Source organism: Variovorax sp. MSC1_012 (assembly GCF_023667525.1).
Classification (GTDB): Bacteria; Pseudomonadota; Gammaproteobacteria; order Burkholderiales; family Burkholderiaceae_C; genus Variovorax; species Variovorax beijingensis_B.
The window spans coordinates 324,823-350,366 of sequence record NZ_JAMOZJ020000002.1; the positions used below are offsets into that span (position 1 = coordinate 324,823).

General features: G+C 66.9%; 21 protein-coding genes. 12 read left to right on the top strand and 9 right to left on the bottom strand.

Going from position 1 to position 25,544, the window contains the following annotated elements:
• Window positions 1–302: 302 nt before the first annotated feature.
• Window positions 303–7,466, top strand: a complete 7,164-nt coding sequence (locus L1081_RS26895) for an ESPR-type extended signal peptide-containing protein (protein ID WP_489417683.1) — start codon at window positions 303–305, stop codon at window positions 7,464–7,466.
• A 29-nt stretch (window positions 7,467–7,495) separates the two neighbouring features.
• Window positions 7,496–8,329, top strand: a complete 834-nt coding sequence (locus L1081_RS26900; protein WP_489417684.1) for an OmpA family protein — start codon at window positions 7,496–7,498, stop codon at window positions 8,327–8,329.
• Window positions 8,330–8,400: 71 nt separating this feature from the next.
• Here the strand turns inward: L1081_RS26900 and L1081_RS26905 are convergent, their stop codons facing one another.
• The gene (locus L1081_RS26905; RefSeq protein WP_489417685.1) at window positions 8,401–8,991 is read right to left on the bottom strand and encodes an exopolysaccharide biosynthesis protein; all 591 of its coding nucleotides are present in this window, start codon (window positions 8,989–8,991) and stop codon (window positions 8,401–8,403) included.
• Window positions 8,992–9,518: 527 nt separating this feature from the next.
• Between L1081_RS26905 and L1081_RS26910 the strand changes: the two genes are divergently transcribed.
• The 5 genes from L1081_RS26910 to L1081_RS26930 all read left to right on the top strand — a co-directional run bounded on the left by L1081_RS26910 (window position 9,519) and on the right by L1081_RS26930 (window position 12,608).
• Window positions 9,519–10,148 (top strand): hypothetical protein, encoded by a 630-nt coding sequence (locus L1081_RS26910; RefSeq protein ID WP_489417686.1) that lies wholly within the window; start codon window positions 9,519–9,521, stop codon window positions 10,146–10,148.
• 22 nt (window positions 10,149–10,170) lie between these two features.
• Window positions 10,171–10,938 carry a helix-turn-helix domain-containing protein gene (locus L1081_RS26915; RefSeq protein WP_489417687.1) on the top strand — a complete coding sequence of 256 codons (768 nt, stop codon included), beginning with the start codon at window positions 10,171–10,173 and terminating at the stop codon, window positions 10,936–10,938.
• Between the two features lie 301 nt (window positions 10,939–11,239).
• On the top strand, window positions 11,240–11,593 hold the full coding sequence (locus L1081_RS26920) for a hypothetical protein (protein WP_489417688.1): 354 nt from the start codon (window positions 11,240–11,242) through the stop codon (window positions 11,591–11,593).
• 20 nt (window positions 11,594–11,613) lie between these two features.
• On the top strand, window positions 11,614–11,961 hold the full coding sequence (locus L1081_RS26925; RefSeq protein WP_489417689.1) for a type II toxin-antitoxin system prevent-host-death family antitoxin: 348 nt from the start codon (window positions 11,614–11,616) through the stop codon (window positions 11,959–11,961).
• Window positions 11,961–12,608 (top strand): AAA family ATPase, encoded by a 648-nt coding sequence (locus L1081_RS26930; protein WP_489417690.1) that lies wholly within the window; start codon window positions 11,961–11,963, stop codon window positions 12,606–12,608. Before L1081_RS26925 ends, L1081_RS26930 begins: the two co-directional genes overlap by 1 nt.
• A 51-nt stretch (window positions 12,609–12,659) precedes the next feature.
• Here L1081_RS26930 and L1081_RS26935 read toward each other — a convergent pair whose 3' ends face one another.
• From L1081_RS26935 to L1081_RS26970, 8 genes are all read right to left on the bottom strand, one after another.
• On the bottom strand, window positions 12,660–13,667 hold the full coding sequence (locus L1081_RS26935; protein ID WP_489417691.1) for a hypothetical protein: 1,008 nt from the start codon (window positions 13,665–13,667) through the stop codon (window positions 12,660–12,662).
• Between the two features lie 25 nt (window positions 13,668–13,692).
• The gene (locus tag L1081_RS26940) at window positions 13,693–14,175 is read right to left on the bottom strand and encodes a hypothetical protein (RefSeq protein WP_489417692.1); all 483 of its coding nucleotides are present in this window, start codon (window positions 14,173–14,175) and stop codon (window positions 13,693–13,695) included.
• Between the two features lie 23 nt (window positions 14,176–14,198).
• Entirely contained in the window at window positions 14,199–15,383 is a 1,185-nt protein-coding gene (locus L1081_RS26945; RefSeq protein ID WP_489417693.1) for a hypothetical protein, read from the bottom strand.
• A gap of 2 nt (window positions 15,384–15,385) precedes the next feature.
• Complete coding sequence (locus L1081_RS26950) at window positions 15,386–15,742, bottom strand: PAAR-like domain-containing protein (RefSeq protein ID WP_489417694.1); 357 nt, start codon at window positions 15,740–15,742, stop codon at window positions 15,386–15,388.
• Entirely contained in the window at window positions 15,739–17,079 is a 1,341-nt protein-coding gene (locus L1081_RS26955) for a DUF2169 domain-containing protein (RefSeq protein ID WP_489417695.1), read from the bottom strand. The genes L1081_RS26950 and L1081_RS26955 overlap by 4 nt, the downstream gene beginning before the upstream one ends.
• Window positions 17,080–17,086: 7 nt before the next feature.
• Window positions 17,087–19,348, bottom strand: a complete 2,262-nt coding sequence (tssI, locus tag L1081_RS26960; protein ID WP_489417696.1) for a type VI secretion system tip protein TssI/VgrG — start codon at window positions 19,346–19,348, stop codon at window positions 17,087–17,089.
• Window positions 19,349–19,447: 99 nt separating this feature from the next.
• Window positions 19,448–19,930: an Hcp family type VI secretion system effector gene (locus L1081_RS26965; RefSeq protein WP_319427133.1), complete on the bottom strand. Its 483-nt coding sequence runs from the start codon at window positions 19,928–19,930 to the stop codon at window positions 19,448–19,450.
• 243 nt (window positions 19,931–20,173) lie between these two features.
• Complete coding sequence (locus tag L1081_RS26970) at window positions 20,174–20,407, bottom strand: hypothetical protein (RefSeq protein ID WP_489417697.1); 234 nt, start codon at window positions 20,405–20,407, stop codon at window positions 20,174–20,176.
• 517 nt (window positions 20,408–20,924) lie between these two features.
• On the opposite strand from L1081_RS26970, the gene L1081_RS26975 reads away from it, so the two are divergent.
• The 5 genes from L1081_RS26975 (at window position 20,925) to L1081_RS26995 (ending at window position 25,510) form a co-directional block, all read left to right on the top strand.
• A complete protein-coding gene (locus L1081_RS26975) occupies window positions 20,925–21,419 on the top strand; it encodes a pentapeptide repeat-containing protein (protein ID WP_489417698.1) in 495 nt (164 codons plus the stop codon).
• Window positions 21,420–21,543: 124 nt separating this feature from the next.
• Entirely contained in the window at window positions 21,544–22,443 is a 900-nt protein-coding gene (locus tag L1081_RS26980; RefSeq protein ID WP_489417699.1) for a LysR substrate-binding domain-containing protein, read from the top strand.
• A gap of 135 nt (window positions 22,444–22,578) precedes the next feature.
• Entirely contained in the window at window positions 22,579–23,589 is a 1,011-nt protein-coding gene (locus L1081_RS26985) for a tripartite tricarboxylate transporter substrate-binding protein (protein WP_489417700.1), read from the top strand.
• 29 nt (window positions 23,590–23,618) lie between these two features.
• Window positions 23,619–24,527, top strand: a complete 909-nt coding sequence (locus L1081_RS26990) for an amidohydrolase family protein (RefSeq protein WP_489417701.1) — start codon at window positions 23,619–23,621, stop codon at window positions 24,525–24,527.
• Window positions 24,524–25,510 (top strand): tripartite tricarboxylate transporter substrate-binding protein, encoded by a 987-nt coding sequence (locus L1081_RS26995; protein ID WP_489417702.1) that lies wholly within the window; start codon window positions 24,524–24,526, stop codon window positions 25,508–25,510. The genes L1081_RS26990 and L1081_RS26995 overlap by 4 nt, the downstream gene beginning before the upstream one ends.
• Window positions 25,511–25,544: the final 34 nt, after the last annotated feature.

A 25,544-nucleotide genomic window follows, 5' to 3' on the forward strand; every position in this document is an offset into this window, starting at 1 on the left:
CGAATTCATTGAAAAATCATGCTATGTATTTTCAATGAATAATGAATTCACATTACTACCTCCAAGACCTTCCCGATAAGAATTCCCAATTGCCGCAATGCGGCATTGACGTTAATCCGCCACACGCCAGTTGCATTCCGCCTCGATCTCTTAAGATCCGCCAAAAAAAATGTTTCCGTTTAATTGCAATTGCTCGAATAGTTTTGCAATTACTTCTAAAGGTTCTATGGGCATATGCCATCCGTGGATACCGCTTGCCGTGAGCAAGGCTTCTGGCGTCTTGAACAATCGAGGAGAAATGCATGAATAAGTCGTACCGCAGCATCTGGAATGAGGCATTGGGCGCCTGGGTGGCGGCATCCGAAACCACCCGCGCACGTGGCAAGCGAGGCGGCAGCAGGGTGGCCATTGCCGCAGCGGCGAGCGTGCTCGGATTGCTATCGACCTCGGCGCAGGCGCAGTCAGTGAACTGCAATGTGTCGCCTTGGAATGCGTACAACGGCACGGCATCCTGCATGGGCCTCAACTCCTCGGCAGCGGGGATCGGAGCCACTGCGCTGGGCTCTCTCGCGGCTGCCGATGTGCTTGGCGCGCTCGCAGTGGGGTATGCCGCCCATAGCACGGGACAGAATGCCATCGGCTTGGGTTTCGGGGCCTACGCCACGGGGATCAATTCGATGTATCTGGGCGCTCGCACCGCCGCCGGTACGGGTGCGTTGGCTGGCGGTGCTATCGGCATCGGCACGGATGTGACGGCATCTAATGCCAACACAGTTGCGATAGGAACCCAAAGCAAGGCAACCGGGGGGCAGGCCGTTGCTATCGGTCTCTCGGCCATTGCGAGCGGCCTGGAGAGCACTGCGCTCGGTTATGCGACCGGTGCCACGGGCGTCAACGCCACCGCACTCGGCAATCAGATCAGCGCATTGGCCGACGGCAGCATCGCCATCGGCGCCAATACCGGCGTCGCCGTCGACGCAGCCTCGACCAATGCCATCGCCATCGGATGGGCGGCAAAGGCGGTGAATGCGCCGTCGAGCGTCGCAATTGGTGACGGGGCGGTTACGAGCGGGCTGCGCAGCACCGCCATTGGCCCCGGAGCAACGGCGAGCGACGACGCCACCACCGCCGTCGGGAACAGCGCGCGGGCACTGGGGAACAGTTCCCTCGCGCTCGGTGCGCAAGCGGTCGCTGTCGGGACCAGCACTGTGGCGGTCGGCCAGGGCGCCGGCGCAGGCTCGACGGTCGCCAATACGGGTTCGACCGCCGTGGGCATTGCCGCCGGCACGCTGGTCAGCGGCGCGCTAAACACCGCTCTGGGCGGCGGCATTGCGAGCGTGATGCGGGGCGCGGGGTCGGGCGTCACGGGAACGCGCAACGTCGCCTTCGGCTCGGGCGATGGCACGGTCGCCTACGATGGCACCTTGAAGGCTTCGGCAGGCAGCCTGGTCAGCGGCAATGACAATGTCGCCATCGGCACCAACGCAGGTATCGGCGTCGCGGGCAGTGCGACCACGTCGATCGGCTTGAACGCGAATGCGGGCGCGGACAACGCAATCGCCCTCGGTTCGCGGGCAACGGCATCGGCAGCAAATACCCTCGCTCAAGGCACCGGCACCAGTGCTGGCGGTCCGAACGCCATCGCGATCGGCTTCCAGGCGGTTGCATCCAAGATCAACTCCATCAATCTTGGCGCGCGCACGGCTCCAGGAGCGGGCGCCCTGGGGGAGAGCGCCATCGCTATTGGCACGGACGTGACGGCCTCGCAGGATCGGGCTGTCGCACTGGGAATCGGAAGCCGGGCAACCGGCCTGGATGCGCTGGCGGCCGGCACTCGCACCAATGCGGCTGCCAACTATGCCACCGCCCTCGGTTCGGGCGGGACCACCGCTGCGACGGCCGTGCGCGCCACCGGCGTCGGCGCGGTGGCGATGGGCGGCAACGCCACCGCGGGCGCCCTTGCATCGGGCGCCAATGCCATCGCCATCGGCGGTGAATCCGTGGCCGATGCCGATGACGCGGTTGCCATCGGCCGGGGCTCCAGGGCCACCGGCGGCCGCGCGGTTTCGATCGGCTCGGGCAACGTCGCCAACGGCGACGGCGCCGTGGCGATCGGCGATCCCAACACCGCGACCGGCAACGGCGCGATCGCATCGGGCCTGGACAACACCGCCACCGGCAATGGTTCGGTCGCGATGGGCAACACCAACATGGTGGGCGGCGGCGGGCAGGCCGTGAGCACGCCCGGCACGGCGGCCCAGGGCGCGGTCGGCATCGGCTACCGGAACACGGTGGTGGGCCAGGGCAGCGTCGCGATCGGCAGCACCAGCAGCGCGCTGGCGGCGGGTGCGGTGGCCTTCGGCGACACGGCGGTAGCCAACAACGCGGACGACGTGGCGCTGGGCTCGGGTTCGGTGACGGCTGCGGCGGTAGCAACCCCCAGCGCCACCATCGGCGGCACGACGTACAACTTCGCCGGCATCGCGCCGACGAGCACCGTGAGCGTCGGCAGCCTCGGCGCCGAACGGACCATCACCAACGTGGCGGCGGGGCGGATCGCGGGCGACTCGACCGACGCGATCAACGGTAGCCAGCTCTACGCCACCAACCAGGCGGTTGCGGCCATCGCGGCCAGCACGCCCACCCACTACTACAGCGTGAACGACGGTGGCGTGCAGCAGGCGAACTACACCAACAACGGTGCGACCGGCGTCAACTCGTTGGCGAGCGGCGTGGCCGCCTCTGCCTCGGGCGATCAGTCCGTTGCGCAGGGCTTCGGGGCGAGCGCGTCGGCCGGCGATGCGATTGCGATCGGCACCGACGCCAAGGCTTCGGCCGTCAGCAGCACCGCGATCGGCGTCAACGCCACGGCATCGGGGGCCAGCGGCTCCACGGCGTTAGGCGCCTTCTCCACCGCCAGCGCTACCAACAGCCTGGCAGTTGGCGAGTTCGCCAACGCGTCGGGCGAGGCGGCCTCGGCCATCGGCCCGGGCGCGATTGCCGCGGCGGCGCGTGCCACGGCGGTCGGCAACGGCTCGCAGGCGCTCGCAGCTTCGGCCCTGGCGCTCGGCGACACGGCGGTGGCCAACAATGCAGGCGACGTGGCACTGGGCTCGGGCTCGGTGACGGCCGCTGCGGTCGGCACGGCCAGCACCGTGATCAACGGCACGACCTACAACTTCCAGGGCACCACGCCCGCGAGCACCGTGAGCGTGGGGGCTCCAGGCGCCGAGCGCACCATCACCAACGTCGCGGCCGGCCGGATCTCCGGCACCTCGACCGATGCGATCAACGGCAGCCAGCTGTTCGCCACCAACTCGGCCATCGATGCCGTGGCCGTCACCGCGGGCAAGGGCTGGAACGTGACCACGGCCCAGACCGGCACCGGCACCGCGACCGGCACCAGCGTGCAGAACATCGCCCCGGGCGCCACCGCCACCTACACGGCGGGCAACAACATCGCCATCACGCAGAACGGCGCCGAGGTGCAAATCGCCACCAGCGCAACGCCCAGCTTCACCAGCGTGACCACGGGCGGCACGGTGATGAACAACAACGGCGTCACCATCACCGGCGGTCCGAGCATCACCACCACCGGCATCAATGCCAACAACACGGTGATCACCAACGTGGCACCTGGCGTGGCACCCACCGATGCGGTCAACGTGGACCAGTTGAACGACACGGTGGCGGCCAACAAGACCAAGTACTACAGCGTGAACGACAACGGGGTGGCCGGCGGCAACGTCAACAACGACGGGGCGCAGGGCATCAACTCCATTGCGGCGGGCGTGGGCGCCAGCACCACCGCGGCGGCCACCGGCAGCGTGGCCATGGGCACCAACGCTGCGGTCAGCACGGTCAACGGGGTGGCGCTGGGCTCTGGCGCGAACGCGAGCGCCAATGCGGGCGACGTGGCACTGGGCGCGGGCTCCACGACGAGCAAGGTGGTCGGCACGGCCAGCACCGTGATCAACGGCACGACCTACAACTTCCAGGGCACCACGCCGGCCTCGACAGTGAGCGTCGGCGCTCCAGGCGCCGAGCGCACCATCACCAACGTCGCAGCGGGGCGGATCGCGGGCGACTCGACCGATGCGATCAATGGCAGCCAACTGTTCGCCACCAACTCGGCCATCGATGCCGTGGCCGTCACCGCGGGCAAGGGCTGGAACGTGACCACGGCCCAGACCGGCACCGGCACCGTGACCGGCACCAGCGTGCAGAACATCGCCCCCGGTGCCACCGCCACCTACACGGCGGGCAACAACATCGCCATCACGCAGAACGGCGCGGAGGTGCAGATCGCCACCAGCGCAACGCCCAGCTTCACCAGCGTGACGACGGGCGGCACGGTGATGAACAACAACGGCGTCACCATCACCGGCGGTCCGAGCATGACCATCACCGGCATCAACGCCGGCAACACGGTGATCACCAACGTGGCACCCGGCGTGGCGCCCACCGATGCGGTGAACGTGAGCCAGCTGAATACCCAGATTGACGGAGCCAAGATCCGCTACTACAGCGTGAACGACGGCGGCACGAAGCAGGGGAACTATGCGAACGACGGCGCCACGGGCCTCAATGCCCTGGCGGCGGGCGTGAACGCATCCGCGGCCGGTGCCAGCGGCGTGGCCATGGGCAACGGTTCGCGCGCCAGCGCCGCGGACACCGTGGCGATCGGCAGCGGCGCGACGGCCGATTCGGCGGAGGCGGTGGCCATCGGCAAGGGAGCGACGGCCACGGGCGGCAAGGCCATCTCGATCGGTTCGGGCAACACGGCCTACGGCGACGGCGCCGTGGTGATCGGCGATCCGAGCTATGCGAGCGGCACCGGGGCCTTTACCGGCGGTGCCAACAACACCGCCAACAGCGACGGCATGGCCTCGGCCACCGCGGCCAACCAGGCCAACGGTGCCGTCGCGATCGGCAATGCCAACAAGGCGATCGGCCAGGGATCGGTCGCACTGGGCAATGGCTCCACCGCCGGCGCGGTGGGCAAGGCGGGCAGCGTGGCCATCGGCGATGCTGCGACCGCGACGGCCAGTGCGGGCGACGTGGCGCTGGGCTCGGGCTCGGTGACAGCCACGGCCGTCGGCACGGCCAATGCGGTGATCAACGGCACGACCTACAACTTCCAGGGCACCACGCCCACGAGCACCGTGAGCGTGGGCAGCGTGGGCAACGAACGCACCATCACCAACGTCGCAGCCGGGCGGATCTCGGGCACCTCGACCGATGCGATCAACGGCTCGCAGCTGTTCGCCACCAACCAGTCGATCGAGGACCTGAGCACCACGGTCACGACCAACAAGACCAAGTACTACAGCGTCAACTCCACCGGCGGCAGCAACGAAGACAACCTTGGCGCCACCGGGGCCGACGCCATCGCGTCGGGCAAGAACGCGGCGGCGAGCGGCACGTCGGCGGTGGCCATCGGCCTCGGTGCCACGGCGGCGGACGCCAACAGCGTGGCGCTGGGCTCGGGCTCGGTGACGGCCGCGGCCGTCGGCACGGCCAGCGCAGTGATCGGCGGCACCACCTACAACTTTGCCGGCACCACGCCGGCGAGCACGGTGAGCGTGGGCAGCGTGGGCGCCGAGCGCACCATCACCAACGTGGCGGCGGGCCGGCTTTCCAACACCTCGACCGATGCCATCAACGGTTCGCAGCTCTTCGCCACCAACCAGCAGGTGACGGCGAACACCACGCAGATCACCAACCTCGGCAACACGATCGGCGACATCAACAACGGCGGGGGCATCAAGTACTTCCACGCCAATTCGACGCTGCCCGACTCGCAGGCGCTGGGCATCGACTCGGTCGCCATCGGCCCGAATGCGATCGCCAACAACGCGAACGACGTGGCGCTGGGCGCCGGCTCCACCACGGTGGCCGCGGTCGGCACGGCCAGCACGGTGATCAACGGCACGACCTACAGCTTTGCAGGCACCACGCCGGCAAGCACGGTCAGCGTCGGTGCGGTGGGCGCGGAGCGCACGATCACCAACGTGGCGGCGGGCAGGATCTCGGGCAGTTCGACCGATGCCATCAACGGCTCGCAGCTGTTCGCCACCAACCAGTCGATCGAGAACCTGAGCACCACGGTCACGGCCAACAAGATCCGGTACTACAGCGTCAACTCCACCGGCGGCGGCAACGAGGACAACCTCGGCGCCACGGGGGCCGACGCCATCGCTTCGGGCAAGGATGCAAGCGCAACGGTCGCCGGCGCGGTGGCCATCGGCTCGGGCGCAGTGTCCGACCGCTTCGTCGCGCCCTCCACCGGCACCATTCCGGCGGGCAGCTCGCTGATCAGCTACAACACCACCGACCGCGCGCTGCTGGGCGCCCTGTCCCTGGGCAGCGCCACCAGCTACCGCCAGATCACCAACGTGGCCGACGGCACGCAGGCGCAGGACGCGGTCACGGTGCGCCAACTCTCGGGCGCGCTGATGTCCTTCGCGGTCACGCCGACGCTGTACTTCCATGCCAACTCGAGCGCGGCGGACTCGCTGGCCGTCGGTGCCGAGTCGGTGGCGGTGGGCCCGCGGACGGTGGTCAACGGCAACAACGGCATCGGCATCGGCAACGGCGCGGTGGTGCAGCAGACCGCGCCGGGCGGCGTGGCGATCGGCCAGGGCGCGACCTCGCACATGGCCGACTCGATTGCGCTGGGCACGCAGTCCTCGGCCGCGGCCGTGCAGGGCGTGGCGCTGGGCGCAGGCAGCAGCGTGACGCAGGCCGGCGGCGTGGCGCTGGGCGCGGGCTCGGTGGCTTCCACCGCCGCGGGCGTGGCCGGCTACGTGCCGCCCACGGCCACCGAAGCGCAGCGCATCGCCATCGGCGCCACCACCAGCACGCTGGCGGCAGTGTCCGTGGGCGATGCGGCCAACGGCCAGTTCCGCCAGATCACCGGCGTGGCCGCGGGCTCGGCCGACAGCGATGCGGTCAACGTCTCGCAGCTGCGCGGCGTGCAGGGCCAGGTGGCGGTGATCGACCAGTCGACGGTCAAGTACGACACCAACCCGGATGGCTCCATCAACTACAACAGCGTGTCGATGGGCGGCAGCAATGCGACCGGCCCGGTCACGGTGCACAACGTGGCGCCCGGCGTCGCAGGCACCGATGCGGTCAACGTGAACCAGCTCAACAGCGGCATCGCCGGGGCCAATGCCTACACCGATGCGCGGGTCAACGCCCTCGGCGGCGAGATCCGCAGCATCGCCAAGGATGCCAGCGCGGGCGCAGCCGGTGCGATGGCGATGGCCAACATGCCGCAGGCCTACATCCCGGGCAAGAGCATGGTGTCCGCGGGCGTGGCGGGCTTCGACGGCCAGGCCGCCCTCGCCATCGGCGTGTCGAAGCTCTCGGACAACGGCCGGTGGGTCGTGAAGTTCAGCGGCTCGGCCAATTCCCGCGGAAAAGTCGGCGTGGCGGCCGGTGCGGGCTTCCACTGGTAAGCCGGCGGCATCAAAAGAGGAACAACATCATGACAACGCAATTCCATCGCTTCACGGCCATTGCAGCAGGAGCCGCGGCACTGCTGGTGCTGCAGGGCTGCAGCTCCTACGTGAGCCGGGGCATCACCGACGACGGCAAGGCCACGGAAGTGATCTTCCCCAACATCGACAACGATGCATGGCTCAAGGAAGGCACCTTCCCGAACCTGGACAACCTGCGCGCCGTGGCGCCCGGTGTCACGAAGGACCAGCTGTACGACCTGCTCGGCCGTCCGCACTTCAGCGAAGGCATGGCGGGCCCGCGCGAGTGGGACTACATCTTCCACTTCCGCAAGGCCGGCGGCGGGGTGACCACCTGCCAGTACAAGGCGATCTTCGACAAGGACTACAAGGCGCAGACCTTCCATTGGCTGCCGGCCGGCTGCGGCGATGTGCTGGCGGCGCGCGCGCTGCCGGCGGCCGAACGGCCGGCCGCCGCGAGCCCGGCGGCGCCGCGCCGGACCACGCTGGGTGCCGATGGCCTGTTCCGCTTCGACGGGGGCTCGATGGCCGACCTGCTGCCGGAGGGGCGCCGCAAGCTCGATGCGCTGGCCGGCGACATCAAGGCGACGGATGCCGTCAGGGTCACCGGCCATACCGACCGCCTCGGCAGCCAGGCCTACAACAACGCCCTCTCGCTGGCACGCGCCAACACCGTGCGCAGCTACCTCGTGCAGGCCGGCGTGCCGGCGCAGAAGATCCAGGTGCAAGGCAGGGGCGAATCCGAGCCGAAGGTGCAGTGCGCGCAAACGGCGCGCGCGGCCTTGATCGACTGCCTGGCACCGAACCGCCGCGTCGAGATCGAGGTATTCGGCGAACGCTGAGCTTCGAGCGGGCCTTGTCCAGGCGAAGGCCCGTTCGATCGCCGCCGGTTCGCACCGGGCGAGTTCGCGCATCACGCAAGCACGACCCCCACGAACGCGACGGCCGCCGCCGCCGCGATGAACGCTGCCACCATGAGCGCCCCATCGTGCACGAGCAGCGCAAGTCCGAAGAGGGCGATGGCCAACATCGGCGCGGTGCTCGCAAACGGGACGAACTCGAGCAGCGGCACCGTGCAGGCCAGAAGAATACATGCCATCGCGGCCGCCCGAACGGCCGTGCCCCGCGTGAGCTTGCGAAGCCGCCCATGGAACCAGCGGTCCAGGCGCCTGGCGAGTGGGCGCATCTTTTCGGCGGCGCGGCGGATCTTCGCGGATGACACGGAACTTCGGGTCAACACCCGCGGCAGCCAGCAGCATTCCAGGCCGAACATCATCTGGCCGGCGACCAGCGCCACCACGAGGGCCATGGTGCTCGCGAAGCCCGGGACGCCGCCCAGGGGCGAGATCTCCAGCAGGGGAGGAAGCATCAGCACGGGACCATAGCTTCGGCTGCCGAAGGCGCGGACCAGCGCGCCACCGTTCACGCGGGGGCCCTTTGCCGCGAGTTCTTCGAGCCGCTTCAGGATGTCCGAGACGCTGTGGATTTCGCCGCTGGAACTCATGGCAGGCCCTTCTGGTTCGGACAGCCTCGCGGGCAGGCTTCGGCTGCGCTGAAGCAGCCATGCTATTTTTTTCCTTCGTGGCAGCGCTGTAGGGCGATGCTCATATCGGCGTAGGCGCGGCGACACCACGATCGAAGCCGTGTCGCGCATCGGCCACTCACCATTTTGTGGGAGTGCTGGCCAAGACCCGCCACCACACAATGAACTTGAAACGCCTCCAACGGCGGCTGTGGTTGCGCCTGTTCCTTTTGCGGCCCCGTCCATCTCCAACATTGCGCGAACCGCAAGAGGTCGAACGCCAAATGTGTCTGATTGTGATTCGGAACACATCCACGACTCGAAACCCGATGTCAAGCCGCATGTTGCTCCGTAGCATTCCCTGAAGACCGCTCACGAGCGGGTCGAAGAGATGGTTCAACGATTCAGGGTCATGCCAAATGCAGAGAAAGTGGTGTCACGCAGGCGATGGAACGATCGCCCTGCCACGGATGGAAAACAGGCTCTTCGGGCCGCGGTGGTGCGCGGCCATGGCCCATTTCCTCCCTGCGAAACGTCGCGGTGCCACCGCCGCCGCGGCGGCGAGAGAACGAAACCGCAGCCCGCTGCCCGACAGGGTGTGCGCGCTCTTCTTCATTGCCAATTTCGCGCAGCTGGTCGATACCGACGGGCCGGAAGTTGCCGCGGGCGTCAGCCGCGAGATCAGGCGCCGGATCCGCGCGAGCCTGCTGGCCTCGGCCGACACCGACCTGAGCTGCCTGCGCGACGACTGCTTCCTGCTGCGGACCCATGCCGCCTGCACGGCCAGCTTCGCACCCGCGCAGCGGTCCAATTGCGGGCAGCTCGAGGAGCTGCTGGCGAATCTCGGCAGCGAGCCGCTCAAGGTGCGCGGCATGACGGCACTGCCGCGGCTGCATGCGGACTGGATCGCGATGCGTGCGTCCAGGCGCATGGGCGCCGCGGAGATCGAGCTGGCGCTGTGGGCCGCGCAGGAGCGGCTCGCGCCGGATGTCGTGGTCGATTGCGTCGATCGCGTCTACGACGTGCATGTCGAAAAAAAGGCGGGAAGGCTCTGGTTGCGGGGCCGCGCCCTGCACGAGGCGGAAGAGCAAAGCCGCATCGAGGCGCTGTTCCGGCTGCTCCAGGCGGACTGCAAATGAGGTGGCCGACATAACTTTCGCCATGTACCTCCATCCCCTCATTGCCAGCGTGCCGCCAGCCGATCGGGCCGCCTTGATCCGCAGCAGCGAACTTCGGTCCTACCGGCGCAACGAGACGGTGCTTCTCGCGGACACCTGGACCGACTGCATCTACTGCGTGGCCAGCGGCCTGCTGCGAGCCGTCGATCGGGACGTCACGACCGACTTCATCCGCAGAGGCGATTTCTTCCTCGGTCCTTCATTGGGCGAGGACCGCTACCAGACCACGTCGACCCTGGTTGCAGCCCTGCCCTCCTCGGTCTACCTGATGCCGATTGCCGCGATCCGCAGGCTGTGCTCGACCTATCCCGAAGTGACCATCGGCCTGCTCGAGGTCGCGATGAAGCGCATCACCATGATTCGCGGCCAGCTGCGCCGGATCTCGTCGCTATCGGCCGAGAACCTGGTCGGCCGCGTGCTCCATGAGCTGACCCAGCTGGCGCCTGCGGGCACCGGCGGCTACGACAAGCGCATCACCCAGGCGGTCATCGCATCGTATTCGGGGCTCTCGCGCGAGGTGGTCAACAAGACCATGCGCGACCTGGAGAGCCGCGGCCTGGTCCGCCGCGACGAGAAAGGCATCCACATTCCGCAGAACTTCGCCTCGACGGACTTCGGCAGCCTGCTTCCGGAGGCGCAGGACGCATCCGCCGCTGAAGCCCAGGAAGCCCAGGAAGCCCATCCGATGTTCGACCCCGAGTTGTTCACCATGCCGGAAGACGCGGGCAACGCCGGACCGAAGCAGGATTGATTTTTTCCCGGGGCATTGCCAGTTGCCCCGGTCAGGGGGCAGGCACCTGAGCCGTCTCCCCTCCACTCCTGAGAGACGTGATCGCGAAGCTGACCGCGCGCTTCGAAGCCAGCTGCGATTTTCCGCATCGGCTGCAGCAATAGAACCGCAGCCAGGGAAGGAGCTTCATCCACCCATGCCGATGGATGCGCTCCAGGTGCGCGAGCCCGCATGAACAGTTGAGGAAGGGACTGCTTGCGGGGGCGTCCGCACACGCTTGAGAACCCGCCGGCTCCCGCGTTGCATGCCTCGGATCGCCGTGATGCGGTTCGCGCTTGTAGTTCATGCGAGCCATCGTGCCGAAGCGGCTGCGCAGCGCGCGGCAGGCTGTGATCTTCTTCACCTGCTGCAGCAGAAAAATCCTGGAAGAGACATTCGGCTGGAACCGAAGAGGCCGACGCCGGGCAGCGCATCGATGCCGCCAACCTCGAGGCCCGAGGTGCACAACGAGCTCAGCGACCGCGATGCGCACGGCAGCTTCGTTGCCATTTCGGTGGCGACCGTGACGCTCTATCTTCCCCAGCTGTACGACCCAGTCCCCGCGGCCGCAGCCTTTACGGCACCGGCGATCCGTAATAGCCGGCCATTTTGTCCAATTTTGCTATTTTTGCCATAATGGCCCCAAAGGAATACCCCATGGCCGCCATCCTGCCCAACCTCGACGAACTGCCGCGTCAGAACGCATCCCAGGTCAAGAACCGCTGGGGCGACGTGGTCCGCCAGGTCCAGAAGACCGGCAGCCTGGCCGTGACCAATCATTCGACGGTGGAGATGGTGCTGCTGACCGCAGCCACCTACAACCAGCTGGTGGAAGACTCGCAGGCGCTCAAGGCACGCGAGCAGTCGGTGCTCGACGAGCTCGGGCGGCGCTTCGACGTGCGCCTGGGCGTGCTGCAGCAGCCCGAGGCGGCCGCGCAGATGGGCAAGCTGTTCGCCGCCAAGGGCAAGCTCGGGCGCCGTCCCAAGGCAGGCGACACCTTCTGATGGCGGCGGCCGCGCGCCCGTTCATCCTGGTGCTGGCCGGCGTCAACGGGGCGGGCAAGAGTTCGGTCGGCGGCGCCCTGCTCGCCGAGCACGGCCTGACCTGGTTCAACCCGGACACCTGTGCGCGGGAACTCATCGCGCAGCTCGGGCTCGCGCCCGAAGAGGCGAACGCCCGCGCATGGAACCTCGGCCGCGAGCGGCTGGAAGCGGCCATCGCGCAGCGTTCCAACTACGCCTTCGAGACCACGCTGGGCGCGAGCACCATTCCCGCGCTGCTCGCGCGTGCCGCGTCGAGCCACGACGTGGTCATGATCTTCTGCGGGCTCTCTTCGCCCGAGCAGCACATCGACCGCGTGCGGGCGCGCGTGGCGCGCGGCGGCCACGACATTCCAGAGGCCAAGATCCGCGAGCGCTGGATCGCCTCGCGCGCCAACCTCATCAAGCTGCTGCCGAAACTCACGCGGCTTCAGGTCTTCGACAACAGCGCGGAGGCGCCGCCCGGCGGCGACATTGCGGACCCGGTGCTGGTGCTCGAACTGAGCGCGGGCGAGCCCGTCTTTCCGCAGCCGGGCGACCTGGCCGCGCTCGCGGCCACGCCGGCCTGGGCGCGGCCGATCGTCCAGGCGGCGATCGAGCTGCTGGGCTGATGCGTTGCCGTGGCGCGTGCCCCGGCAGCTGGTCACACCGCGCCCGGGCTTCTAGTCATAGCATCCGTGCGCCAGCAATGTGACGCGGTAGATGCGATCCTCCAGGAAACTGTAGAGCACGTGAACGTCGCAAAGCTCCGTGCGCCACAGCTGATAGCCGTCGTCGTCGTTCAAGGCCTCCTTGAAAGGGCGCGATGCTGCCTTCGCCATCGCAACATCCATCGTGTCGCTCATCCGCAAGCCCCACGGCAGGGGACCTGCGTAGCCGGTACTCTGAAAGTCCAGGTCTGCGCGGTAGCGCAGTCCGCTCAGACAGGGTTCGGCATTTCGGGGAGCGCCCGGAACGGTGTCAGCCATCTCCGCGCCCGGCTTGAAATAAAGCTCGATGCCGAGTTCCTCCGAGCAGTCGGCCTCGCCGTACTCCGCGATTTCGCGGGCCTTTTTGTCCAGGGAAAAAGGCGCGAAATGCGTGTCACGCTGCAATTCGGCCAGAGGTCGCCCGAATTGCCTTGCCAGTTGCTCGGGTGACGGCACGGCAATGACGGACTCCCGCGCCGCGCGAGGCCGGGTCATCGTCACCAGCTTGAGCCGCCCCGTGCCGCGCTCGAAGCTCACATCGATCTCGGCCTGCGGCGACAACCATCGGGCCTTCGAGACGTTCAGGCTGACTCGCCAGAGTTCCGCCGGCTGACCCAGGCGCTGCAGCACGTCGCCGGCGATATCGTCCGCGTGAAGCGCAAGCGGCAAGCTTCCTGCATACGGGGTCCATTGCGGATGAAAGTGCAAAAGCAGCGAGACCCGACTCAGTATCAGGCTGCCCTTGCCGGAAGGTGTCCCGTAGTGTGCTTCGTGACTGTCAGGATCGGTAAAAAACAGGTAGATGCCTTGCGCCGGATTCATCAGGGACAGACGGTGATCCGTTCGAGCCTTCTTCAGATCTTCGTCATCCATCCAGTCGAGCTGCTCCCAACCTTCGACCAGCGCTTGCACCCGGGCGTCCTCCCAGGCGTGGCCCAGCAGGTAGTTGCTGGCTTCGAAAGCGCTGGCCTGGCTGTTCATCGATTGAACCGGAGCACGCAAGGCTTCACTTGAAGGGGACCGAGAACGAAATGTTCTTCACCGAACCATCGTCCCGGTATGTTGTACGCACTTGCAGCCCGTCCTTGACCCATTGGTCCCACTCCACGACATCGTCCTCTTCCTCGGTCTGCTGCGGGGCACCGAATTCACGAAGCGCATCTTCTCGATTGGCGATCGGACCCTTGCTGAAGGGAATCGGCCCCGCGTAGGACTTGAAGGTCTTGCTGCCCGCGCCATAGGCAAACGCGGCCACCAGGATCGCCTCGCCCGCATTCTTGGGCGTGCCGTAGGTCTCGATGTAGTCCTCTCGCTCATTGAATGTCAGCGCCAAGCCTTTGTCATGGAGTTCGATGCCCTCCATGCCCTGCACGCGAAGCTTCTTCTTCGAAATCGAGCCGATGTCCGAGCCGGCGGATTTCAGCAGATGCGCGAGCCCAGCGTCCAGCTCGGAAGCGCCGAAGAAAGGCAATAGTTCATCCAGTGTCATGATCGTTCTTGCTCCTGTCCTGTTCAGTCTTCTGATGCGGATTTCATGGTCTTCTTGAGCCATTTCTTCCAGTCATCGTTGGTCATGTCCGTGATCTTCTTGGCCGCATTGCGATACGAACCCTTGCACCCGGGATCGTATTCGTCAATAGCGTCCAAAATCTTATCGGTGTTCTCCTTGGCAGCCCGCTGCAGATCCGACGCGTCCCGTGCGGGACGCTTCATGCCATCGACAGTCTGATGCTGCCGGCCGCCATAGCTTTCGCTGTGCTTTTGATGCAGCTGGGTCGGTATCGCAATGGTCGGGGCGTTGTCGACGATGGCCTTGATTTCCGCGGGCGTCAGGGCTGCACCCTTGGTCTGGCGGGCCGCCTTCAGCAGCGCTGCCTGGGACGGCACGTGATCCCAGTTCATCCCGGCATTGTCGTGCTTGTTGCGATCCTTGTAAGGACCTTGCTGACCGCACTTCGGCTTGGGCTTGACCTTCTTCTTGACCTGCGTGTCGTTGTTCTTCGACCCGCCGCCGGTCTGCGCCTCTTTTCCGGTCTTCCTTGCAGCCGCTTCCTCGAGTTCCCTTGCGGTCTTCTTCGCAAGACCTTCGGCAACTTCCTTTTCCGCCTCCTTCAGGGCCATCTTGCCGCCGGCATAGGCGAGCTTGCCGGCCTTGGCAGCGGCTCCGCCGCCGGGGATCAGATTGGCGGCGGCCGAAACCCCGGAGATCGCCGCATTGGCGTAGTCGCCCTCGGCCGCATAGATGCCCGCATTGAGGCCGTCCGAGAAGATCCCGACGACCGGGATGGCGCCTCCGACGTCGAGCACCGTGTGCACGACCGAGCTGCCCCAGCTGCTCCACCATCCCTCTTCCTTGGGTGTCTCGGCCTGTACGGGCGGGTTGGCCTGCGCCGCCTGGACTTTCGCCGAAGGCGTCTCTCCCACCACGGCGCCGATGGTGTTGCCGTTGGCGTTCGTGCCGGGCTTGCGGATCTTGGGGGGGCGGTATTCGGGAAGATCGAGATCCGGATTCTGGCGTCGGTACTTGTCGTATTCGTCATAGCTCAGATAGCTATCTGAAATCCGCTCTCCGAGCCCGTCCTGGCCAATCCATTCCTGAACATTGACTGTGTCTGCATTCGGCTGAACGTTCAGCGTATTGCCATTTGGAAGTGCTCGGGCAATCTTCCCTCTACCAACGTTGAGGGTTACTACCACCGCTATCTCCCATTCATCCAGAAGAGATCGTCATGGCGCACGACCAGCTTGCCCTCGGCGCGCACGGTGCTGCTGTGATCCTTCGGATAGCACTTGCCTTGCACGGTCCCGCTCTTGACGCCCTTGGCAGTTCCGGCGGCATCGCCGATCGTCGTGGGGACGATGCTCATGTCGTAGACCACCACCGGATGCCCGTTCGCGCGCACGCTCCTGGCGATGCCCGTCGTGGACTGGAGCTGGGCCGTCACCGGATAAGGGACCGGCGGAATCGAACTGCCCATGGGGGTCTTGCAGAAGTCAGGGGCGATGCTCACGACCTTCCAGCCTCCCTGCTTGCGCGCGACGACGTTGGCGCTCATCGCACGGGCTCCGGCACACCGGTTCCGGCCGCATGCGCAGGGCGAACCAGCGGCGCCTGCGGGTCGGTCTCGAACCGCGCCTCGGCGACGCGCAGCGGCGCATCGGTCGGAAGGCACAGCCGATGCACGAGCGTGAGCGTCAGTTGCTGCGCATCCACCAGCAGCGTGTCGGTCATCATCGGCATGGGCACGAGCGCGCCGCTGTCGAGCCGCAGCAGCACGAGGGCGCGATGCCCCGGCAGCGTCACCGAGAAATGTCCGTTCGGCGTCAGGGCCGGATCGGTGAGGTTCCACAGATCGATCCGCGCGTCGGGCGACAGGTAGGGAACCTGCTGATCGGCCGGCGCCGCATTCCAGAAGCCGAAGTCGAAATCCTCGGGCAGCCCCGGATGGCGGCGTTGCAGCCATTGCTCGTCGCAGGTGCCGGCCAGCGCGAGCCGTGGAGCCCACGCCCGCCCGACCACGCCGAGCCCCACGGGGGTCTGACCGTAGCGGTCGGCCGCCTGGGCCATGGCATGCGCGTCCTGAGGGCCATCCGCATGCCGCGCGACGACCGGCTGCTGCAGGCAAGTGCCGGCCGGTTCGATCTGGGGCGCCAACAGCCGCTCGACGTCCGACCGGCCCGCCTTGCGCACCTGCTCGAGGTAGCCTTGCTCGATCCAGCCCTGGCCGAGCGGGTTGGAAAAACACACCTCGTCTCGAAGGGGCGGCTCGCCCTCGAGCGCATCGGCCTTGCGCAGCAGACTGCGGCCACCGAAGGCATGCTCCCAGCGCATCGGCAGGCTGGCAATGGGTTCGGAATGACTGCGGGCCCACTCGCGCCCGCCGCGCCGGTACAGCACGGCCGGGCCGCGAACCGACAGCCTTTTGTCGAGCACCGTGTGGAGTGTGGACAGGGCCTGCGTCCAGCGCTTCGCGTCGCCCCACTCCTGCTGCTGGCGCGGCGTCAATCGCGCGCCAGGGTGCAAGGGCTTCGGCGACTCGGGCGGCTGCATCCACTGGCGCCTGGAAGCCACCTTGAGGCGCACCTCCCATTCGGGAGCCGCCACGCCGCCAGGCGCATGCGCCGTGGCATTGACGATCACGTCGCAGCGCGGCTTGTAAGGCGCCAAGTCGCTTTCCTCGCGCGGGCTGGATGCGCCGACCTCGCCCCAGTACTCGTCGGCCAGCGTCAGCGGCGCGGGATCGTCGTCGTTGACCATGGCCTTCCAGCGGCCCGAGGCATCGCGCCGCAGCCGGTAGCCGACCTTCATCGCAATGACGCGATAGCCGCGGTCCTTCTGGTCGAGGGCGCGGAAGCACAGCGCATCGAAGGGCGTGAGATTGCGAAACTCCACGGCGCGCTCAATTGAGGTCGATGTCCTTGCCGCTGACCTGCACCGGCCCGCTGGCAGAGAAATCGAACGACGAACCGTTGATGGTGACCACGCCGTCCGAGGTCATGACCAGCGAGCTCTTGCCGCACACCAACTGGATGCGATCGCCGGCCTGCAGGATCAGCGTCTGGCCCACGTCCACGCGCTTGGACTGCCCGACCTGCTCGGTCTGCATCAGCGCCACGCTGGTGTTCATTGCCGCGCCCACCGACACCTGGTAGCCCAGGCCGATGGTCAGCGCCTTGGCAAGGCCGATGGTCTCGGCCTTGGCCAGGGCCACCGTCTCGGCCTTGTTGCCGCCGATGGTCACCACGCGGTTGTCGCCGATGTCGATGGTCTCGTTCATGCCCACCGTCTCGGTGCGATTCATGCCGATGCCGATGGTCTCGTTCAGGTCGACGGTCTCGGTGCGGTTCTTGTGCACCGTGATGGTCTCGTCGAGGTCCACGGTCTCGGTGCGGTTCTTATGGATCGTGATCGTCTCGTTGCCGTCGACCGTCTCGGTGCGGTTGTTGTGCACGGTGATGGTTTCGTCGTGGTCGACGGTCTCCGTACGGTCGTGCTTCACATGCACGGTCTCGTCGTGGTCGATGGTCTTGGTGCGGTCGTTGCCCACCCAGTGCGTCTCGTCGTGCTCGACCTCGATGTCCTGGTTGCGCTCCGCATGCAGCCACAGCTGCTCCTGGCCCTTCTTGTCCTCGAAGCGCAGCGCGTTGGCGTTGGCATCGGTCGCGCCTTCGGAGCTGCGCGTGAGCAGGCCGCTTTGCGTGGCGTTGTCCGGCAGGGCCCATGGCGGCATGTTGTCGGCGTTGTAGACGCGGCCCGTGACGATGGGGCGGTCGGGGTCGCCGTTCTCGAAGTCGACGATCACCTCCTGGCCGATGCGCGGGATCTGGATGCCGCCGAAGTTGGTGCCCGCCCAGGGCGAAGACACGCGCACCCAGCACGAGCTGTTCTCGTCCTTGGTGCAGTAGCGGTTCCAGTGGAAGCTGAGCTTCACGCGGCCGTATTCGTCGGTCCAGATCTCGCGCCCGGCCGGGCCGGTGACGATCGCCGTCTGCGGGCCGGTGGTGCGCGGCCGGGGCACCGGCGGCGCGGGCGCACGGAACACCTTGCTCGCCGGGATCACCTCGAAGTCGACGCGGCACTCGAACTCCTGCTGCGCGCTGGCATCGCCCACGTCCTGCAGCCGCAGGCGGGCGTCGGTCACCAGGTACTGACGGTTCGACTCGTTCTGGGGATGGCGCTCCAGCGTGACGAGGCAGCCCGGCACCACCGCGCGCAGGTTGCCCGCGCCGCTGGCGCGCTCGCCCTGGCTGCCGGTCTCTTCCATGCGCGTGCGCACCAGCTGCTCGCCTTCGGACTCGACCACGTAGTCGCCCGGCCAGCCGTAGCGCTCCCAGCTGGCCTGCGCCGTCTTGCGCGGCATGGCGCTGACCTGCTGCAGCTCGGCCTTGGGGCGCTTGAAGTCGAAGTCGCTGGTCACCCAGCGGCCGCTTTGCAGCGCCTCGCAGGCATTGAAGCGGTCGCAGTGCTCCTCGCGCACGGTGGCTTCGGCCGCATGGAAGGGAATGCGCTGGTAGCCCGCATGGGCGAAGGGCTGGTGCGAGGCCATGTCGTCGACGATCACCAGCTTGTGGCTGCGCTCTTCGTGCTCGAAGTAGAAGTACAGGCCCCACTCGTGCAGCAGGCGCAGGACGAAGTCGTGGTCGCTCTCGCCGTACTGCACCTGGAACTCGCGCGGCGGATAGCTGCGTGTCGCACGCACGTCGAAGGGCAGCCCGTATTTGCCGAGCACCTCGCGCACGATGTCCAGCACGTTCTGGTTCTGGAAGATGCGGTAGTCGCTGGTGCGCGTGGCCAGGGTGAGCCAGGGCTCGATCACGGCTTCGTACAGCGCGCGCCGGTTCTCCAGGCGCAGGAAGCGCACGCGCGTCACGAGACCCGAGAGATGGCGTTGCTGCGGCCCCGAGCCGGGGCGCCCGTCGAGCACGATGTGGGCGGTGAGGGCCTCGCCCACCAGCTGCTTGATGGCCACGTTGGCGGCCTGGCGCTCGTTGTAGCCAGGCTGCTCGGGAGTGGCCAGCGTCAGGGTGTAGTGGAACAGCCGGCTGAGCCCTTCGTCGCCTTCGATGGCGATGGGCTCCAGGGCCGGCTCGCCGCCCAGGGTGGGCATGGCCGACGATGAAACGCTGAGAACACGCGCCAGCTGCGCGGAACCTGATGGCATGAGATCCCCCTGGTCGTCGGGCTCATGGAATGAGCCGTGGCCGGAATGCCCGGGACCTCGGCTTCGGCGAGGCCGCGCGGGCAGGAAGGCAAAGGGAAATCAGGATTCCCGGTTTTCCTTGATGTTCCAGGCCAGCACGGTCTCCGCGCCCTTGCCGCCCTTGTCGGTCTGCTCCCAGTACTGCTGCTTCACCTTGGCCGCCTGGAACGCGAACTGCACCAGCACCGCATCGCCGCCCTGCTCGGCCGTGTACTGCACCGAGGTGACCAGCACTTCTTCCAGCGTCACGCGCGTGTATTCGATCTGCGAGCCCCCGGCCTTGCACACCGACACTTCCACCTTGCTCAGGTGCTTGCCGCTCGCGCAGTTCTTCATCACCGACGGCGCCGCCTTGTCGATGCGCGCGAGCACCTGCAGGTCATTGAAGCTCGCCTTGCCCACACCGCCCCCGCCACCGCTGACCATGTTGCCAGGCTGCGTCGCTCCCCATGCGAACGACTTGATATCCGTCCAGTCCTTGTGGTTCGAGTCCTTGGATTCGCCGTTCGCGCCCTCGACGCGCATGAACATGTCTACTGCCATAGTGAATTTCTCCTGAAGTCATTGAAGCGAAGCTGTCTGCTGAGATGAACAGCACGGGATGCGTCGATGAGCTCCTGGTGGGAGTCATTGATCAAGCGTGACTCTAGTAAGAGTCCGTTACTTGTGCATGACCAAAACCGCCCTCGCGATTTTTTAGAACTCGTTCGTGAATTTTTTCCGTCAGCAATACGAAGTAGTTTTTGACCTGATATCGCTTTCGAATTATTTTTGCGTCGCCTTCATTCATTCATGCGAACCGCAGGATCGCCGCAACTCGTCATAGCCTTTCTGCGTGATGGTCAGCACCTGCGCGGCTTTCTCGATGCCCGAGAGAGTCAGCGGGCGCGAAGGTGCGGGAACGAATGCGACCACCAATCCGGCGGCTCTCAAAATCCTGACCCTGTCGATGTCTTCGGGCGAGGTGATTGACTTGGGCAGGCGGGTCGATGCGATGCTTCGGAGCAGGTCCATGGTCATGGCAATCTCCTTGTGTTCAGTGATCGCCCTGATGTGCGATCGATGAGATGCCGCCGGCCTCGAGGACCCGCACCGCAGGCGGGTGCCAAAGGCAACCTCTACCAGCGCCGGCGAGCATCTTCTGCAGTATTGCTCCCCGACGTGAAGGGCAGATGACGGTGCGATCAGCAGCCAGGCTCAGCGGCGCAACGGCGCGAGACGCGCCCGACCCACTGTCACATGCATTTGTTCACGCATGGCGCACCCAGCCGCATGCATTGCTACTTTCGGGTGCTTACGCGGCGTCGAGCAGGACTTACATAATCAAACAACGGACCGCCCTGTCACAGAGGCGGTCGTCCACGGGGAGGATCCATGTCAATTCACGGCGGCGCGTGCATGCGCGCCGGCTTGTCGCCATGACCAACGCGCCATCAGCCAATGTGCTGTGGAAGCCGGTGGACAATGCTCCACGCGTCATGGCTCGCCCGACGATCTGTTCATGCCAACTGCTGGCGCCTGAGTTCTCTCTTCCATCATGAGTTCCCAAAAAATCATCACCGACCACGACCTCTGGCGCAAAGGCATGGGAGGCGCACCCGCGGGGCTGGTCGGCCAGGCCGACAGCCTGGCCTATGCCGGCCTCGATCTCGACCTGGCCCAGTTCGTCAATTCCACTTTCAATGGCAGCAGCTTCGCGGTCACGACCTTCAGGCAGGCAGTCTGGCGCTCCTGCGGGTTCACTGGCTGCAACTTCACCGGCTGCGACTTCGAAGGCATCGCGCTCACCGACTGCGTCTTCACCGGCAGCGTGTTTTCTCAATCCCAACTGCGGCACAGCCGGCTCAGCGGCTGCCGGTTCAGCAACTGCCAGTGGGACGCCCTGAACTTCGACAGCAGCCATTGGACCCAGGTCGCCATCCTGGGCTGTACCGGAACCAGCGTGCGGGCCGACGGCCTGTCCGGCGAGCAGGTCGACTTCACCGGCAGCCATTTCGAGCAACTGGAATTTCGCAACGCGCGGATCAACTGACGCGCCTTCTTTCCAGGGTGCGGGGCGCTATATTGCGAACAGCCCGTGCCCGTCGGCACGGGGCAAGACCATTCGCTCGAGGGCCTGGCGCCATGCGTCGCGCAAGAGCAAACCAGGAGGCATTTTGGATCTGCGCGACCTGCAGTACTTCGAGGTCATTGCCGAACTCGAGCACATGGGCCGCGCCTCCCAGCGGCTGCACCGCACCCAGCCCGCGCTGACGAGCTGCGTCAAGCGCCTGGAGGAAGCCTGCGGCGCGGCCCTGTTCGAGCGAACGGGCCGCGGCATCCGTCTCACGGCCGCCGGCAAGGCCCTGCTCAAGTGGGCGCAGCGCACGCGCTTCGACGTGGAGAGCGCGCGCCGCGAGATCGGCGACATCGGCCGCGGCCTGGCCGGCAACATCCGCATCGGCATCGTGCCCACGGCCGCGCAGTTCCTGCTGCCGCCGGCGGCGCGGGAGCTGATGAGCGAGGCGCCGGGCATCACGCTTCGCACGACAGTCGCCCTGGGCGACATCCTGACGCCGCTGCTGCGGGCCGGCGAGATCGACCTGATGGTCGGCACCGAGGGCACGCAGGAGCCGGGCTTCACCTCGAAGCTGCTTGCCGAAGACCCGATCGTCGTGGCCGCAATCAGTTCGCACGAGATCTTCAAGAAGACGAGGCCGACGCTCAAGGACCTGGCGGGCTATCGCTGGGTGCTGCAGCCGCCCGGTGCGCCGACGCGCGACTGGCTGGACCAGACCTTCGACCGCAGCCACCTGCCGCGACCCCAGGTGCAGGTGGAAAGCACGATGCTGCTGATGCTCCCGAGCCTGATCGCCGAGACCGGCCTGCTGAGCTTCATCTCGCGGCTGCATCTGCAGGAAGGCCGCTCGGGCGCGGCGCTGCGCGAGGTGAAGGTCCGCGGCGTGACCATGCGCCGCCGCATGGTGGTCACCTACCGCGAGAGCGGGTACCTCTCGCCGGCGGCGCAGCGCCTGGTGGTGCTGCTGGCCAAACACGGGCGCTTTCGATCCCGCTGATACCCCAAGCGGCATTTATCGGTTCCAAGAAATTATCGATTGGACCGTTAAGGCTGCAGCTCGAATACTTGCCTCCATCGAACGCACCGGACCCGCTTCACAGGGCCGGGCAGTTCGGCCACTGGAGACAAGTTCATGCCCTCTTTCCCGCTTCGTGCCGGCGCTTCGCGTCGTCTCGCCATTGCCGCCGCAAGCCTGGTTGCCGGCGTCACCCTCCTCGCGCCCGCCGGTGTTCTTGCGCAGGCCTCGTATCCTTCGCGGCCGATCCGGCTGATCGTGCCGTTCCCGGCCGGCGGCGGCACCGACCTGATTGCGCGTGAGGTCGCCAACAAGGTCGCCACCAGCAACGGCTGGTCGATCGTCATCGACAACAAGCCCGGCTCGGGCGGCAACCTCGGGGTCGATGCGGCCGCCAAGGCCGCGCCCGACGGCTACACGCTGGTGCTCGGCCAGACCAGCAACCTGGCGATCAATCCCACGCTCTACGCGAAGCTGCCCTACAACCCGGAAAAGGACCTGACACCGATCGGCCTCGTTGCCAGCGCGCCGCTGGTGCTGGTGGTGGCGGCCGATTCGCCGTACAAGACACTGGCCGACCTGGTGGCCGCGGCCAAGGCCAGGCCCGAGGCGCTCAACTATGCAAGCTCGGGCAGCGGCACGGTGGCGCACCTGGCGACCGAGCTCTTCCAGAAGACCGCCAACGTCCGGTTCACGCATGTGCCCTACAAGGGCGCCGCGCAAGGGTCGACCGACCTGATCGGCGGCCAGGTCCAGATGTACATGTCCTCGGTGCCGACGCTGATCGGGCACATCAAGAACGGCAAGATGCGCCCGATCGTCGTCACCTCGCGCAAGCGCACCACCGACCTGCCGGATGCGCCGACGGTGGACGAGTCGGGCTACAAGGGCTTCGAGGCCGCGACATGGTTCGGCGTCGCGGGCCCGGCCGGCCTGCCGAAGGACATGGTCGCCAAGCTCAACGCGGCGTTCAACAAGGCGCTGCAGGACCCCGAGGTCAAGCGCAAGCTCGCGAGCCAGGGCGCCGAGGTGAAGGGCAGCACGCCGGAAGAGTTCGGCGCCTACATCCGCGAAGAAACCGTGCGCTGGGGCAAGGTCGTCAAGGACTCGGGCGCCAAGGTCGATTGACCGCAAGCCGCCGCGGATCGAGGCTCGCCATGCAGACGCTGGATGAAGAGAAGGTGACGGCACCGTTCTCTGCGGGACAAGGCCGCACGCAGGTCCGCGTGCCCGCCGGCGCATGCGATTGCCACGTGCACGTGTACGACGGGCGCGTTCCCGCCGTGCCGGGCGCACGACTCATGCCACCGGACGCGAGCCTCGCCGACTATCGGCAACTGCAGCAGCGCACCGGGACCGAACGGGTGGTGTTCGTGACGCCATCGACCTACGGCACCGACAACCGCCTGACGTGCCAGGCGCTGGCCGGCTACGGCGAAGGTTCGCGTGGCGTCGCCGTGATCGACGAATTCGCCGGCGATGCGGAACTCCAGATGCTGCATGCCGCGGGTGTGCGTGGCATTCGCCTCAACCTCTCGCTGGGGGTCGCGAATTCGCCGCAGCAACTCGAAGCGCTGGCGGCGCGCGCAGCGCCGTACGGATGGCACCTCCAACTGCTGGCTGCGCCGGACGTGCTGGCTGCACTCGAAAGCCGGCTCTTGCAATTGCCGGTCCACCTCGTCTTCGACCATCTGGGGCGCATCCCGCCGTCGCTTGCACGACGGCATCCGGCCCATCGGCTGATCCATCGCCTGCTCGACGCAGGCCGCGCCTGGGTGAAGCTGTCGGGCGGCTACATCGTGAGCGAAGCCGGCCCGCCGGCCTATGCCGACGTCGCGCCGCTGGCGCGCGGCTACCTGCAGGCCGCTCCCGAGCGCGTCGTATGGGGAAGCGACTGGCCCCATGCGTCGGCCACTGCGGGCCATCAACCGCTGCCCGACGACGCCCGACAGATGGAACTGCTCGCGCAGTGGGCCGGCGACGCGGCGGCCCTGCGGCGCGTGCTGGTCGACAACCCGGCCGTGCTCTACGGCTTCGATCTCGCTCTCCACAAGGGACAATCATGACCCTGTTCCGCCGGCGCGCACTTGCCGCCATCGCCCTGTCGCTTCTGGCCATTGCAACAGCCCCAGCCAAGGCGCAAGGCGATTGGCCGGCCGGCCGGCCCATGACATGGGTGGTGCCCTATCCGCCGGGGGGCACGACGGATATCCTGGGCCGCGCGATTGCCTTGCGCCTGGGCGCGTCGCTCGGCACAACGCTGATCGTCGACAACAAGGCTGGTGCCACGGGCACCATCGGCTCCGCCTTCGTCGCAAGGGCGGCGCCCGACGGCTACACCCTGCTCGGAACCTCGATCGGACCGCAGGCCATCGTGCCCAACCTGGTGCCGAAGATGCAGTACGACCCGATCAAGGCCTTCGAGCCTGTCGCGCTGATCGGAACGATCCCGCACGTGCTGGTGGTCGGCAGCAGCCAGCCATTCCGCACGGCGGGCGAACTCGTAGCGCAGGCCAAGGCCCAGCCCGGCGCATTGTCTTTCGCCTCGGGCGGCACCGGCACCATCTTGCAGATGCAGGGCGAACTGCTGCGTTTGCAGACCGGCGTGCGCATGACGCATGTGCCCTACAAGGGCGATACGCCAGCCCTCCAGGACGTTCTCGCGGGCCACGCGAGCTTCATGTTCGCGCCAGTGGCCGCGGCGCTGCCGCACATCCAGGGCGGCCGGCTCCGTGCACTGGCCGTGACCTCGGCGGCGCGGCTCAAGGCCCTGCCCGACGTGCCGACCATGGGCCAGGCGGGCTTCAAGGACTTCGTGGTGGAGCAGTGGCAGGCGGTCTATGCCCCCGCCGGCACGCCCGCAGCGGTGGTGCAGCGCCTCAACCAGGAGATCGTGCAGGTCCTGAAAGACGCCGAGCTTGCCGCCATGGCCGACCGGCTCGGCATCACGCTGGTCGGCAGCACGCCGCAGCAGCTTGCCGACACCCAGAAAGCCGACCTCGCCAAGTGGGGCCGGGTCATCAAGGACGCCGGCGTCCGGATGGACTGAGTCCGTCCACCCACACCTTTTCCATTCCCGAAAG